Raw genomic sequence first — 13,174 nt, 5'->3', positions numbered from 1 at the left:
AACCGGTAGGCCAGCCGGTTGGAGCTGCAGGCGGAGATCAGGAGGGCTACAACCACAACAATGGTAAATCCGGGCACATTTGCCGGGCGAAATCCGGACATGGGCAGAAGTCCTTGCGGTTTTTCGTTAACCTGAAGGGGTTTCCGGGGCAAACCCTGCTCGGGTCATCAGGTTCATGGTAGTAAAGCCGATGGCTGAGTGACAGTGCTGCGCTCAACGTTGTCTTTTGTTTAATGATTCTTTACCTACAGGAGAAGTTCCTTGGCTCAGCCGCCTGTGCCGCGTCGTCGGCAGTTACTGTTCGCGTTGTATATGTCAGGAATCATGTCACTGTTGATGTCCGGGGTGATAACGCTGATCAATACCGGGATCGCCGGTGGATTTTCGGGGCGCTGGATGGCGTCCTGGATCGTTGCCTGGGTGGTGGCCTTTCCGTTAGTGGTGTTTATTGCGCCCCTGGCAGGCCGTATGACGGACGCGAGCCTGAAATTTCTGGACCGGACCCTGCAGCGGAGGCCAGGCGGAGGTACCGAGTGAGACTGATACTGCTGGCCGCGTGCTGGCTGATACTGACCGATGGTGACCCTGACGGCTGGCTGTTCGGTCTGGCGGTTATCCTGCCGGTGGCCTATGCCTGGCACCGGTTCTTTCCGCCAACCGGTTTCCGGATCAGGGCGCTGCAGATCCCCCTGTTTGCCGGCTGGTTTGCCGGACAGTCGTTGCTTGCCGGGCTGGATGTGGCGCGGCGGCTGGTGCTTCCGGCCTTGCCGGTGCAGCCGGGTGTGATGCACATTATTGTGGGCTTGCCGGAGGGCAGTCCGCGCTGGCTGCTGGCCAATATCCTGTCGCTGTTGCCGGGAACCCTTAGTGTGACCCTGCAGGGGGCCGGGCTGGAACTGCATTGCCTCGATACCCGGGACGATAACCTGTCGGGGGTGCGCCGGGCCGAGGCGAGAGTCGCAGCGTTGTTCGGGGTGCCGGTTGCGACCCCTGCGACAGAGGCGTGCAGGGTATGACGCTGGCACTGAATCTCGTCGCCGCCTTCCTGTTACTGACGCTGTTGGTGGGTTTGCTGCGTATCTGGCTCGGACCCCGGCCAGCGGACCGGTTGCTGGCGTCCCAGTTGTTTGGCACCACCGGAGTGGCTTTGCTGTTGGTGCTGGCTCAGGCGCAGCAAATGCCGGCGTTACGGGATGTGGCCCTGACCCTGGCACTGTTGGCGGTACTGGCCACGGTGGCCTTTGTGACCCGGGTGGTGCGGGTGGACCGGGCGGAACCCGCAAGGCAGGAGGCCGATCATGACTGAGTGGCTCATTTTCTGTGTACAACTGGCCTTGCTGGGCGCCGGATGCCTGTTCTTCGCCGTTGGCACCCTTGGCCTGTTCCGGTTTTCCGACACCCTGACCCGTATTCATGCCCTGACCAAGGTGGATAACCTGGGCCTGGGGCTGATCGTCCTGGGTCTGTTCCCCTTGATGCCCTCGGTTGCCAGCGGTCTGAAAACGATTCTGATCTGGTTGGTGGCGCTGGCCGCCAGCGCCACTTCCGCTCATCTGATTGCCCTTGCCGTGCGGGCGCAGCAGGGGCAGGCCGGATCGGAAGGAGCTGAGGATGAGTGAGTGGCTGATCGATGGCCTGCTGGTGTTTGCCCTGATTGTAACGGCGACCGCCACACTGGTGTCCCGTGATCTGTTCAGGGCCGTGGTGGTGTTCATTGCTTTTGGCCTTTTGATGGCTCTGGCCTGGGTACGCTTGCGGGCTCCGGATATTGCTCTGGCAGAAGCGGCCATCGGTGCCGGCCTGACCGGCGTGCTACTGCTCGACGCGGTCAGCCATTTTCGCCGGGGCCGGAGCAACAACGGTGATGCCGAGACCGGAGGTGAACGGTGAGGCGTCTGTTCACTGTGGCAATCCTGGCTATCTGCGGGTTACTGATACTGCTGCTTGGTCAGGGCTTGTGGCAGATTGCAGGCCATCCCCCGGGCGTGAATCTGCCGGGTATCCTTGCCACCGCCATGCCGGACAGTGGTGTTGAACACCCGATTACTGCGGTATTACTGAATTTCCGCAGTTATGACACCCTGCTGGAAATCGGTGTTCTGGTGATTGCCGGTATCGCTGGTATTTCCATCGCCAGAACACGCTCCCTCGAAGATCCGGACTTACGCACCTCGGACTCTCTGCTGTATGCCTTGCAGCGCTGGTTTATCCCGTTGATGCTGCTGCTGGCAGGCTACCTGTTGTGGGCCGGTTCCGATCGCCCCGGAGGTGCCTTCCAGGCCGGTGCGGTGCTCGCGGCCATCGGGGTGCTGATGCGCCTTGGCGGACTACCCATGGACTTCCTGAAGCCGGGCCTGTTGCTGCGCTTCGGTCTGGTGCTGGGTTTTGCGCTGTTCCTGCTGATCGCGGTGCTCAGCGCAGTGGCCGGCGAGGCCTTCCTGGCCTACCCACCGGCCTGGGCCAAGAGCCTGATCCTGTTCATCGAAACGGTACTGACCTTGTCCATTGGTATGGTTCTGCTGTCCCTGTTTGTGGCGGCCCCGGTCAGTGAGGACAGCGAGCCGGAAGAGGGGGCTGGCCAATGAGTACCGGGCTGACGCCGGATCTGTTGTATGGCTTTACCGGTGTGGTGCTGTTCGGCATTGGCCTGGCCGGCTTTATTCGCCTGGCCCACCTGTTGCGCAAGCTGCTGGCGTTCAACCTGATGGGGTCCGGTACCTTTCTGGTGCTGGTAGGCCTCGCCCAGCACCGGGGTGGTGTCGACGATGTGCCTCAGGCCCTGGTGCTGACCGGTATTGTGGTGGCTATTGCCGCCACCGCGCTGGCGGTGGTGCTGATTCGCCGGTATTACTTCCTGACTGGCGCCACTTCGCTCGCTGAAGACAATAATCGCGAGGGCCGTTCGCAATGATGGAATGGCTGATGGCCGGTTTGCTGTTTACGCCACTGGCCTGGGCGGTGTTGTCGTTGCTGCCGGATTTCCGCTGGGGGCGGTGGATCAGCTGGCTGGGCATGGCCATTCAGGTACTGGTGTCCGTTGGTCTGTGGCTGGCGGTGGCCCGGGAAGGCGGTTTCTACTACAGCCTCGGTGGCTGGGATGCCCCACTGGGCATTGAGCTGCGGGTAGACGGTCTGGCGGTCACCTTTGTCTTGCTGACGGCAACCGTGGCAACGGCCTGTGGCTGGCATGCCGGGGTCTACCTTGATCCGGCAAAGCCCTGGCAGCGCTATTTCTGGCCACTGTTCTGGTTCCTGTGGGCCGGGCTCAATGGGGTCTGGCTGGGAGCGGATCTGTTCAACCTGTACGTGGGGCTGGAACTGATCAGTCTGTCGGCGGTGGGGCTGGTGGCTCTGGGGGGCCAGGCCGCCGCACTGCGGGCAGCGATTCGTTATCTGCTGGCAGCATTGCTAGGCTCCCTGGCTTACCTGCTCGGTGTGGCCATGATGTACGGTCAGTTCGGCACCCTGTCCATGGCGGGTATCTCGGAACTGACCAGTGAATGGGCAGCCGAAGATACGGCATTGCCAGGCGCCGGTCTGGCACTGGTGTTGATGATGTCGGGGCTGGCTCTGAAAACCGCGTTATTTCCGCTTCATGGCTGGCTTCCGCCAGCCCACGGCATCGCTAAATCTCCGGTCAGTGCGTTGTTGTCGGCGCTGGTGGTGAAGGCGTCTTTTTACATTGCCGCCCGGCTCTGGCTGGAATTTGGTGATGACCTGGGATCTGTCGGTCTTGCCCAGTTCGTGGGCGTATCAGGGGGCGCTGCGGTGCTCTGGGGCAGCTGGCTGGCGTGCCGGCAGTCACAGCTGAAACAGGTGGTGGCCTATTCATCGGTGGCCCAGATCGGCTATCTGTCTCTGCTGTTTCCGCTGACCTTCGGCGTCACTGAAGCCATTTCCCTGCAGGCCCAGCAGGGCATCACCCTGCAGGTGATCAGCCATGCCCTGGCCAAGGCGGCCATGTTTCTGGCGGCCGGTAACCTGATCCTGTCCACCGGCAGCAACCGGGTCGATGCGCTGGCCGGGGTCAGCCGTTTTCTGCCGTTTTCGCTGTTCTCTTTCGGGCTCGCCGGGGTTTCCCTGATGGGGCTGCCCCCAACCGGGGGCTTTGCCGCCAAGTGGATGCTGTTACAGGCCAGTCTGGCTAGTGGCCAGTGGTGGTGGGCGCTGGTTCTTCTGGCCGGCGGCATGCTCGCTGCCGCTTACATTTTTCGCATTTACCGGGCCTCGTTTCTTGAAAGCAGCAATCGCGATGAGTTTTACCATCCGTCCCGCAGCCTCGAAGTGATTCCGATGATCCTGGCGTTGCTGGCGTTGGGACTGGGCCTGGTGGCGGAGCCCGTATTGTCGGTCATGACGCTGCCTTTCGAAGTGGAGGGTGGGGAATGACGCTGACCTCCCTGGTTCCGGTATTCGCGTTGATGACCTCGCTGGCGGCCGCCGTTATTATTTTTGCGATCCCGGAAGAGCGCCACCGGCTGCGTACCCTGGTGAACCTGGGGGCTGCGGTACTCAAGCTGGTGCTGGTTATCTATATGGTGTGGGGGGTTGCCCGGGGCATCGAGTTTCGTGTGGCCTTTACCATGGTGCCCGGAGTGGAATTCGTGCTGCAGGCGGATGCTCTGGCGGTGATGTTTGCGGGCCTGTCTGCGGTGTTGTGGCTGTTTACCACTATCTACGCGGTGGGATATCTTAAAGACTCTCCCAATCGCAGCCGCTTTTTCGGGTTCTTCAGCCTGTGTGTCGCCAGTACCATGGGTATCGCTCTGGCCGGCAACCTGTTTACCTTCTTCCTGTTTTACGAAATGCTCACACTGTCCACCTACCCGCTGGTGGTCCACCGGGGCACCGACAAGGCATTGCGGGCAGGCCGTAACTACATCATCTACACCCTGTCTGGCGGCGTGGTATTACTGCTGGGCATTGCCTGGCTGCAGGGTCTGGTGGGCGACCTGTCGTTCCGGGCGGCCGGCCATTTCCAGGACTCGGATCCCGCCATCCATGGCAGCCTGATCATGATTTTTGTGCTGCTGATCGCTGGCCTCGGGGTGAAGGCTGCGATCTTCCCGGTCCACGGCTGGCTGCCTCAGGCGATGGTGGCGCCGGCACCGGTCAGTGCCCTGTTGCATGCCGTTGCGGTGGTAAAGGCCGGTGCGTTTGGCATTGTGCGGGTGGTCTATGACATCTACGGCATCGAGTTCTCGGCGACGCTGGGCTTGCTGGAACCTCTGGCCTGGCTTGCCGCTTTTACGATTCTGTATGGCTCCGCCCGGGCGGTTTTCCAGACGGATCTGAAGCGAAGGCTGGCCTTCTCCACCGTCAGCCAGGTGTCCTATATCATTCTCGGTATTACCCTGTTTGGCCCCATCGGCACAGTGGGCGGGCTGGTGCATCTGCTGCATCAGGGCATCATGAAGATCACCCTGTTTTTCTGTGCCGGCAATTACGCCGAAACCCTGGGTATTCACCGGATCGATGAGATGGATGGCGCCGGACGGCGAATGCCGGGCACCTCGGTGGCTTTCACCATTGGTGCCTTCGGTATGATCGGGGCGCCACCACTGGCGGGCTTTGTCACCAAATGGACAATGGGTAGCGGTGCACTGGCGGCGAATATGTCCTGGGTGATCGTGGTGCTGTTGCTCAGCAGCCTGCTCAATGCGGCCTATTTCCTGCCGGTTCTGCACCGGCTCTGGTTCCGCGAGGCGGCCATCAATTGGCCGGCGGAGCGTCGCTGGGGCCGGCTGGAAACCCATGCGCTGCTGTTATGGCCGCCGCTGCTGACAGCCCTGATGACCGTGCTGGTGGGGCTCTTTGCGGCGCTGCCGTTCAGCCCGCTGTCCTGGGCTGAGCTGATTGCGATCCGGGAGTACCTGCCATGAGCGGCATGATGACAGCCTGGGTGCTGGCGGCGGTGCTGGTGCCGCTTGGCTATCCGTTGCTGGCCCTGGTGCCGGGGATGTCCGGCCTGCGGCGGTACACCTTGGCGCTATTACCGGTACCGGCACTGTTGCTGGCGCTGTTGTCGGGCCATGGCTGGTCACTGGAGTTGCCCTGGCTGATCACCGGAGGCCTGTGGCAGCTGGACGAGCTCAGGCGCGGTTTTCTGCTGCTGACGACCTTGCTGTGGACGACAGCGGGTGTCTACGCCGCAGGCTATTGCAGTGAACAGAAGCTGACGCGCTTTGGTGTGTTCTGGGGTCTGACCCTCGCGGGTAATCTGGGGTTGATACTGGCGGCCGATATTGCCGGTTTCTATAGTTTTTTCGCACTGATGACCTTCGCCGGCTATGGCCTGGTCGTGCACGACGGGAATCCTGAAGCCATGCGGGCGGGCCGTGTCTATCTGGTGATGGCCGTGCTGGGTGAAATGGCCATGCTGGCAGCGCTGATGCTGGCCGGCAATGAGGCCGGCAGCCTGTTACTGGCGGACCTGCCGGCGGCCATTGCAGCTTCCGATCGCCGTGATCTGATGATCGGGCTGGTACTGGCGGGCTTCGGGGTGAAGGCGGGTTTGCCGTTGTTGCATTTCTGGTTACCACTGGCGCATCCGGTGGCGCCGGTGCCCGCCAGTGCGGTGCTCAGCGGTGCCATGATCAAGGCCGGTCTGCTGGGCTGGCTGTTGCTGCTGCCCCTGGGCGAAGCGGCGTTGCCGGGCTGGGGTTTGCTGGTGATGGTTGCTGGCGCAGTGGCAGCTCTTGGAGCTGCCGCGGTCGGGGTCTGTCAACGCAAGCCCAAAGCCGTGCTGGCCTATTCCAGTATCAGTCAGATGGGGCTGATCACCCTGATGGTGGGCGCAGCCCTCGCTGAGCCGGCGCGGGCCCCCTTGCTGTTTGCGGTAATTACGCTCTATGCCCTGCATCATGGACTGGCCAAGGGCAGCCTGTTCCTGGCTGCGGGGCTGTCCTTGCCGCGCTCCCCAGCGGGACGGGCACTGCTATGGCTGGGTATTGCCCTACCGGGGTTGTCGCTGGCGGGGCTGCCCTTTACCAGCGGCGCGGTGAGCAAGCTGGCCATGAAACACGGGCTGGCTCCGGAAACGCTCACGTTTACCGGAGCAGGGTATCTGGCCCCGCTGATGACCGCCGGAGCCGTAGCAACCCTGTTGCTGGTGCTGCGCACCTTGTGGACCCTGCGGGAAACCATGGCGGTGGGCAGGATTCCCCGGGCCATGCTACTGGGCTGGTTGCTGGCCAGTCTGTGCAGCCTGGTGTTGTTCTGGTTTCTGCCCTGGGGGTTGCCGGGCGCCCAGCAGCCGTCCTGGTTGCCCTCGCTGTATGATGCCTGGGCGCTGGTCTGGCCGTTGCTACTGGCTGCCGCCCTGGCATTACTGGTCTGGCGTTGTGGCGTGGGGGCTCCGCAGATTCCGGCGGGCGACGGTCTTGTACTGCTTGAGGCAATGGCCCGTGCCTTGCGCAGATCTGTTGGCAGCTCTGGCCTATGGCCCTTTTCCCGGAACCGGAGCTGTCGGCTTCGGGGTGAAGCTCTGAACCGGAGCCTGGGCAGGGTTCTGAGTCAATGGGAGAGTGGATATCGCGAGCAACTGGCATTTTTGCTGCTGTTGCTGATCCTGACAGGTGGATGGTTAATTTAATTAAATACACGCTTGTGAAATATGCCCTCGCGGGGTTTTCTGCAAAGTATCTCGATCTGTCATAGGGTTACCTCTGATCAAAAAATGCACATCACTTACCGTTCTGGTTAAAGTGCGAATTCGGTCGCTCTTTTTGTAAAATTCTGTAAACCATTCCTGTCATCCCTCCGTAAACCGCTTTGACACATCGTTCATGGAATGAACAGATGCAGGTTCGAACCACTGTCGCCAACCAATAATAGTTTTCTGCAGTCAAAGGAGCAGAACCATGATTCGTTATTTGGCGTTACCCATAGTGGTCAGCGGCGCGCTTGCGCTTTCCGGTTGTTTCAGTTCCAGTTCAAGTAGTGATCCCACATCCACTGTTCGTGTCATCCATGCGTCAGCCGATGCGCCGCCGGTAAACGTTACCGTCAACGGCACCAACGCCATTGAGGGCGCAGACTATAAGCAGGCGGCTGTTCTCAGGCCGACAGTGGGCACTTACGACATTGGTGTGGATGCGATTCTGCCCGGCGGTGATGTACTGACTGCCATTGGTCCTGCCAGCCTTACCTTTGAAGAGGGCGTTCGCTATGACGTCATTGCTGTCGGTAGCGTGGCCGGCGAAACCCTTGAGCCCCTGATTCTCGAAGACGAAGGTCCGGCCTTCAGTTCCGCAACCGATTTCCGTCTGCGTGTGGGACACCTCGCGCCGGATGCACCGGAAGTCGACGTGTATCTGACCGCTTCAGAAACGGATCTTGGCGATGCCGAGCCTGCACTGACTTTCGAATACAAGGATGTGATTACCGCTGGCGAGATTCCTGCCGGGGATGACTACCGTATTCGCGTAACGGCGGGAGGCAATTTGGTTTTTGACAGCGGCCAGATTGCCCTGCCGGCAGGCGCTGATATCTTCGTAGGCGCAGTTCCGAATACCGGTGCCAATGCCGACGCCAGCCCCATCAGCCTGATGGCGGTCATCGGCGGCGACGTCATTGAGTTCTTCGACGTGAACCAGGACGCCGGTGTGCGGGTGGTCCACGCATCAGCCGACGCTCCCGCTGTGGATATCCTGATCGATGATATGGAGGCGATCAGCGCCCTGGAGTTTCCGGATTTCGTGCCCACTGGACGTTTTGACGATTACGTATCTCTGCCGGCCGGCGACATCAACGTGAAGGTCGCTGCGGCAGCAGATAACAGCGTAGTACCCATCGAAGCGGACCTGCCGTTGGTTAATGCCCAGGGCTACACCGTCATGGCGATTGGTTTGCTTGGCGGTACCCCGGAGATCCAGCCCCTGGTGCTTACCGACGAAGGTCGGCGCATTGCTACCCAGGCGTCCCTGCAGATTGTCCATGCCTCCACCGTTGCAGGTAACGTAGACATATACCTGCTGCCTGCAGAACAGACGGAGATAGGTAATGCCGTTCCCGCGCTGTCTGACGTTCCCTTTGGCGCTTCCACGGGGTACCTCGCAATCCCGGAAGGAACCTATAACGTGCGGGTTACGCCTGCAGGTGGCGGCAACGCGGCGATTTCTGCAGATGGGGTTACCGTGAATGCAGGCGGTGTCTACACCGTAATTGCCCGTGATGGTGTTGAAAACGCAGAATCCACCATTGACGACCTCGGTCTGATTCTTCTGGACGATTTTGTGCCTGACGAGGTCTGAGTACCCGGTTTCTTCCGCAGCCTTGAACTGCCCCGGCATGCTTCCGAGCTTGCCGGGCTTTCTTTCAGGAATTACGATCCCCGCCTTTCCCTTCTTCGGTCTCGCTCCCCTTAACTTTTTCAGTCAGTAATGCCATTCCTGCCACAGAGTTCCAGAGGACTATCCATAATTGATATATATCACTTGAAGTTTTGGGCACCTGTTCTAGGGTTATTGATAGGCAAACAGGCGCAAGGCCGTTGGCAAGGCCAGCCCGGACAAAGGTGCAACGATGGCAGAGTCACACGCGGAGGAGTTCTCCTCTGACACCAGAAAAAGCCAGGAACTGAGGCTGTTTGTGTTCCTGATCGTTTTCCTGTTCCCCATTCTGGCCGTGGCCGTGGTAGGCGGTTATGGTTTCATTATCTGGATGTCCCATATTTTTCTGGGACCTCCGGGGCCGCCGCTTTAGGCGTTCACAGCAGATGTTCATGTTGCCTCACCATCGGGATACTCAATAACAACAGAGAGGCGTTATGTCTGTTTCGGCTTCCCGCCGGTCCTTGCTGACCGGGGGCCGGGCAAGAGCCCCTGATAATCGTCCCCCCTGGACTGCCCAAAGCTGGACTGATGCCTGCACCCGCTGCGGTGACTGCCTGACGGCCTGCCCGGAACAGATTCTGTTTGCGGGCGATGGTGGTTTCCCCCAGATACGGTATCAGGGCGATGGCTGTACTTTTTGTGGCGAGTGCGCCTCGGCCTGTCCCGAGCCGGTTTTTGATCTGCAGCGGCCAGCCTTCGAATGGCGTGCGGTGATCGGTGATCAGTGTCTCGCTTTGTCAGATATCCACTGTATGAGCTGCCAGGACGCCTGCGAGGTACGGGCTATTCGCTTTACCCCCCGGCTCGGCATGGTGCCGGCGCCCCAGGTCGATATTGATTCCTGCACCGGCTGCACCGCCTGTGCCGTGGTCTGCCCCCAGAATGCCATTACCATGGAAGTTCCTCATGCCTGACTCTTCACCATCTGACCCTGTTCATTTCGAGCCCTCACCTTCGGCGCGTCATGCTCCGGACCAGGGCTCCGATGACGTTCACATTGCCAGCTACATCGTTCAGGTTCGCCCGGAAAAAAAGGCGGCCTTGCTGGAGTATATTCTTAGCAATCCCGCGCTGGAGTGTCTCGCCGGCGGAGCAGAAGACACGCAAGAAATGGAAGGAACAGAAGGAAAACTGGTTCTGGTCGCTGAAGCGCCGGACCAGGGGCGCATTCTTGATGATATGGATGCGCTGGAACAGCAACCCGGAGTGCTGGCCTGCACACTGGTCTATCACGAAGTGATGACCAGAGCAGAGGCCGATCAAGAGCTGATTGCTTCCGACAACAAAAGCCACCAGGGCTCCGCCATTATCACAGGAATTGCGCCATGAAACTGACCCGTCGTGACTTCGCCAAGGCCAACGCCGCTGCGGTGGCCGCCTCGGCTGCCGGACTGTCGTTGCCAGCGGCTGCCAGCAACCTGATGACCAATTCGGAACTGACCGAACTGCAATGGAGCAAAGCGCCCTGTCGCTTCTGCGGTACCGGCTGTAGCGTGATGGTGGCAACCCGCAACGGCCGGATTGTGGCCACCCACGGTGATACCCAGTCGGAAGTAAACCGTGGCCTTAACTGTGTCAAAGGCTATTTCCTCTCGAAAATTCTCTATGGTCGAGATCGTCTGACCAGGCCGCTGTTGCGCAAGCGCAATGGCGAGTACCACAAGGAGGGCGAGTTTGAGGAAGTGAGCTGGGACGAAGCCATGGATGTGATGGCGGAAAAATTCACCACCGCCATTCGCGATCATGGTCCGGACAGCGTTGGCATGTTTGGCTCCGGCCAGTGGACCATCTGGGAGGGTTACGCTGCCAGCAAGCTCTTCAAGGCGGGGTTCCGCACCAACAACATTGACCCGAATGCCCGTCACTGCATGGCCTCGGCCGTTGCCGGATTCATGCGCAGCTTCGGGGCGGATGAGCCCATGGGCGTGTACGACGATATCGAACACGCCGACGCCTTCGTGCTCTGGGGCGCCAATATGGCGGAGATGCATCCGATCCTCTGGACCCGGGTGACTGATCGCCGGCTTTCCCACCCGAATACCGAGGTGGCGGTGTTGTCTACGTACGAACACCGGTGTTTTGATCTGGCGGATCTTGGCATGGTCATGCACCCCCATGCCGATGTGGCCATCCTTAACTTTATCGCCAATTACATCATCCAGAACGATGCTGTAAATCAGGACTTTGTTGGCAAGCACGTCAACTTTGTCAAAGGCGCAGATGACATTGGCTACGGCTTGCGGCCGGAAGACCCGCGAGAGGCCAATGCCAAAAACGCCAATAATGCCAACAGCTGGGAAGCCATGAGCTTTGAGGCCTTCGCCGACTATGTGAAGGAATACGACGTCAAGCGGGCGGCCGAGATTTCCGGTGTTCCGGAAGACCGGCTGAACCGGCTGGCGGAGCTCTACGCCAATCCGGACAAGTAGGTGATGACGTTGTGGACCATGGGGGTGAACCAGCATACCCGTGGCGTATGGGTGAACAACCTGATCTACAACATTCATCTGCTGACCGGAAAAATAGCGACCCCCGGCAACAGTCCGTTCTCCCTGACCGGTCAGCCCTCCGCTTGCGGCACCGCCCGCGAGGTAGGCACCTTTGCGCACCGGTTGCCGGCAGACATGGTGGTCACCAACCCGGAGCACCGCAAGAAAGCGGAAGAAATCTGGAAGCTGCCGGATGGCACCATTCCCGCGAAGCCCGGTTACCACGCGGTTCTGCAAAGCCGGATGCTTAAAGACAGCAAGCTCCGGGTGTACTGGACCCAGGTCACCAACAACATCCAGGCCGGCCCGAACACCCAGCAGGAAACCCTGCCGGGCTGGCGTAATCCGGATACCTTCATCATTGTGTCCGACATCTACCCGACGGTGTCCGCCCAGGCGGCGGACCTTATTCTGCCGGCCGCTGGCTGGGTAGAGAAAGAGGGCGCCTTTGGCAATGCCGAGCGTCGCACCCAGTTCTGGCATCAGCTGGTGTCACCGCCGGGTGATGCCAAATCCGATCTCTGGCAAACCGCAGAACTGGCCAAACGTATCAAGGTGGCGGATGTCTGGCCTGAGGAGCAGTTGGCGAAGGCGCCGGAGTTCCGTGACAAGACCCTGTTCGACATCCTGTTCCGCAATGGCAATGTCGACCGCTATACCCTGGACGATGTGGACAGGGACTATCTCAATGAAGAGTCCGAGCACTTCGGTTTCTACATCCAGAAGGGCATCTTCGAGGAGTACCGCCAGTTCGGAAAGGGTAAGGGCAAGGACCTGGCCGAATTCGAGGTATACCACCAGGAGCGTGGTTTGCGCTGGCCGGTGGTGGACGGCAAGGAAACCCTCTGGCGCTACCGCGAAGGATCAGACCCCTACGTGACCCCTGGCAGTGGTTTCGAGTTCTATGGTACGCCGGACAAGAAGGCCAGGATCTTTGCGGTGCCCCATGAGCCACCCGCCGAATCGCCGGATGATGAATACCCGTTCTGGCTGTCCACCGGCCGGGTGCTCGAACACTGGCATACCGGTTCCATGACCCGGCGGGTGCCCGAGTTGCACCGGGCCGTGCCTCACGCATTGCTCTACATGCACCCCGAGGACGCCCGGGAAGCAGGCTTCCGGCGGGGCAGTGAGGTGCGGGTAATCAGTCGTCGCGGCGATGTCCGGGTGCGGGTGGAAACCCGGGGTCGGGTCAGCATGCCCCGGGGCATGGTGTATGTGCCTTTCTTTGATGCCGGCAGGCTCATCAACAAGGTGACGCTGGACGCAACCGATCCCATTTCCAAACAAACCGATTTCAAGAAGTGCGCGGTTCGTCTGGAACTGGTTAGCCTGGCCTGAGGAGGTAGC

General features: G+C 60.3%; 14 protein-coding genes and 1 pseudogene. All 15 read left to right on the top strand.

Features of this window, described 5'->3' with window-relative positions; all coding sequences use genetic code 11:
- The first annotated feature begins 261 nt into the window (after nt 1–261).
- The gene (locus AAC035_RS02010; RefSeq protein ID WP_339799499.1) at nt 262–537 is read left to right on the top strand and encodes a DUF2798 domain-containing protein; all 276 of its coding nucleotides are present in this window, start codon (nt 262–264) and stop codon (nt 535–537) included.
- Nucleotides 534–1,016, top strand: coding sequence for a Na+/H+ antiporter subunit E (locus AAC035_RS02005; protein WP_339799497.1), 483 nt, complete (start codon nt 534–536; stop codon nt 1,014–1,016). Before AAC035_RS02010 ends, AAC035_RS02005 begins: the two co-directional genes overlap by 4 nt.
- Nucleotides 1,013–1,306, top strand: coding sequence for a monovalent cation/H+ antiporter complex subunit F (locus AAC035_RS02000; RefSeq protein ID WP_339799495.1), 294 nt, complete (start codon nt 1,013–1,015; stop codon nt 1,304–1,306). Before AAC035_RS02005 ends, AAC035_RS02000 begins: the two co-directional genes overlap by 4 nt.
- The gene (locus AAC035_RS01995) at nt 1,299–1,619 is read left to right on the top strand and encodes a monovalent cation/H(+) antiporter subunit G (protein ID WP_339799493.1); all 321 of its coding nucleotides are present in this window, start codon (nt 1,299–1,301) and stop codon (nt 1,617–1,619) included. The genes AAC035_RS02000 and AAC035_RS01995 overlap by 8 nt, the downstream gene beginning before the upstream one ends.
- Nucleotides 1,612–1,890 carry a hydrogenase subunit MbhD domain-containing protein gene (locus tag AAC035_RS01990; protein WP_339799491.1) on the top strand — a complete coding sequence of 93 codons (279 nt, stop codon included), beginning with the start codon at nt 1,612–1,614 and terminating at the stop codon, nt 1,888–1,890. The genes AAC035_RS01995 and AAC035_RS01990 overlap by 8 nt, the downstream gene beginning before the upstream one ends.
- Nucleotides 1,887–2,585, top strand: coding sequence for an MnhB domain-containing protein (locus AAC035_RS01985; RefSeq protein ID WP_339799489.1), 699 nt, complete (start codon nt 1,887–1,889; stop codon nt 2,583–2,585). The genes AAC035_RS01990 and AAC035_RS01985 overlap by 4 nt, the downstream gene beginning before the upstream one ends.
- Nucleotides 2,582–2,911, top strand: a complete 330-nt coding sequence (locus AAC035_RS01980; RefSeq protein ID WP_339799487.1) for an NADH-quinone oxidoreductase subunit K — start codon at nt 2,582–2,584, stop codon at nt 2,909–2,911. The genes AAC035_RS01985 and AAC035_RS01980 overlap by 4 nt, the downstream gene beginning before the upstream one ends.
- The gene (locus AAC035_RS01975; protein ID WP_339799485.1) at nt 2,908–4,389 is read left to right on the top strand and encodes a proton-conducting transporter membrane subunit; all 1,482 of its coding nucleotides are present in this window, start codon (nt 2,908–2,910) and stop codon (nt 4,387–4,389) included. Before AAC035_RS01980 ends, AAC035_RS01975 begins: the two co-directional genes overlap by 4 nt.
- Entirely contained in the window at nt 4,386–5,882 is a 1,497-nt protein-coding gene (locus tag AAC035_RS01970) for a proton-conducting transporter membrane subunit (protein ID WP_339799483.1), read from the top strand. Before AAC035_RS01975 ends, AAC035_RS01970 begins: the two co-directional genes overlap by 4 nt.
- Nucleotides 5,879–7,594 (top strand): complex I subunit 5 family protein, encoded by a 1,716-nt coding sequence (locus tag AAC035_RS01965; protein WP_339799482.1) that lies wholly within the window; start codon nt 5,879–5,881, stop codon nt 7,592–7,594. Before AAC035_RS01970 ends, AAC035_RS01965 begins: the two co-directional genes overlap by 4 nt.
- Nucleotides 7,595–7,862: 268 nt before the next feature.
- Nucleotides 7,863–9,254: a DUF4397 domain-containing protein gene (locus AAC035_RS01960; protein WP_339799480.1), complete on the top strand. Its 1,392-nt coding sequence runs from the start codon at nt 7,863–7,865 to the stop codon at nt 9,252–9,254.
- 271 nt (nt 9,255–9,525) lie between these two features.
- Complete coding sequence (locus tag AAC035_RS01955) at nt 9,526–9,705, top strand: periplasmic nitrate reductase, NapE protein (RefSeq protein WP_339799478.1); 180 nt, start codon at nt 9,526–9,528, stop codon at nt 9,703–9,705.
- 64 nt (nt 9,706–9,769) lie between these two features.
- Nucleotides 9,770–10,249, top strand: coding sequence for a ferredoxin-type protein NapF (gene napF, locus AAC035_RS01950; protein ID WP_339799476.1), 480 nt, complete (start codon nt 9,770–9,772; stop codon nt 10,247–10,249).
- Nucleotides 10,242–10,664 carry a chaperone NapD gene (locus AAC035_RS01945; RefSeq protein ID WP_339799474.1) on the top strand — a complete coding sequence of 141 codons (423 nt, stop codon included), beginning with the start codon at nt 10,242–10,244 and terminating at the stop codon, nt 10,662–10,664. Before napF ends, AAC035_RS01945 begins: the two co-directional genes overlap by 8 nt.
- A pseudogene (napA, locus tag AAC035_RS01940) lies at nt 10,661–13,165 on the top strand (nitrate reductase catalytic subunit NapA). Before AAC035_RS01945 ends, napA begins: the two are co-directional and overlap by 4 nt.
- The last annotated feature ends 9 nt before the right edge of the window (nt 13,166–13,174 follow it).

The sequence above is a fragment of the uncultured Marinobacter sp. genome, assembly GCF_963974375.1.
Taxonomy (GTDB): Bacteria; Pseudomonadota; Gammaproteobacteria; order Pseudomonadales; family Oleiphilaceae; genus Marinobacter.
The sequence above is the reverse complement of the archived record's forward strand: the minus strand, read 5'-3'. Positions and strand labels throughout refer to the sequence as shown.

Excerpts from the sequence above, each read along its gene's own strand:
- AAC035_RS01975 (WP_339799485.1), top strand. The coding sequence starts at position 2,908 with ATGATGGAATGGCTGATGGCCGGTTTGCTGTTTACGCCACTGGCCTGG.
- AAC035_RS01980 (WP_339799487.1), top strand. The coding sequence starts at position 2,582 with ATGAGTACCGGGCTGACGCCGGATCTGTTGTATGGCTTTACCGGTGTG.
- AAC035_RS01970 (WP_339799483.1), top strand. The coding sequence starts at position 4,386 with ATGACGCTGACCTCCCTGGTTCCGGTATTCGCGTTGATGACCTCGCTG.
- AAC035_RS01960 (WP_339799480.1), top strand. The coding sequence starts at position 7,863 with ATGATTCGTTATTTGGCGTTACCCATAGTGGTCAGCGGCGCGCTTGCG.
- AAC035_RS01995 (WP_339799493.1), top strand. The coding sequence starts at position 1,299 with ATGACTGAGTGGCTCATTTTCTGTGTACAACTGGCCTTGCTGGGCGCC.
- AAC035_RS01990 (WP_339799491.1), top strand. The coding sequence starts at position 1,612 with ATGAGTGAGTGGCTGATCGATGGCCTGCTGGTGTTTGCCCTGATTGTA.
- AAC035_RS02000 (WP_339799495.1), top strand. The coding sequence starts at position 1,013 with ATGACGCTGGCACTGAATCTCGTCGCCGCCTTCCTGTTACTGACGCTG.
- AAC035_RS01955 (WP_339799478.1), top strand. The coding sequence starts at position 9,526 with ATGGCAGAGTCACACGCGGAGGAGTTCTCCTCTGACACCAGAAAAAGC.
- AAC035_RS01945 (WP_339799474.1), top strand. The coding sequence starts at position 10,242 with ATGCCTGACTCTTCACCATCTGACCCTGTTCATTTCGAGCCCTCACCT.
- AAC035_RS01965 (WP_339799482.1), top strand. The coding sequence starts at position 5,879 with ATGAGCGGCATGATGACAGCCTGGGTGCTGGCGGCGGTGCTGGTGCCG.
- napF (WP_339799476.1), top strand. The coding sequence starts at position 9,770 with ATGTCTGTTTCGGCTTCCCGCCGGTCCTTGCTGACCGGGGGCCGGGCA.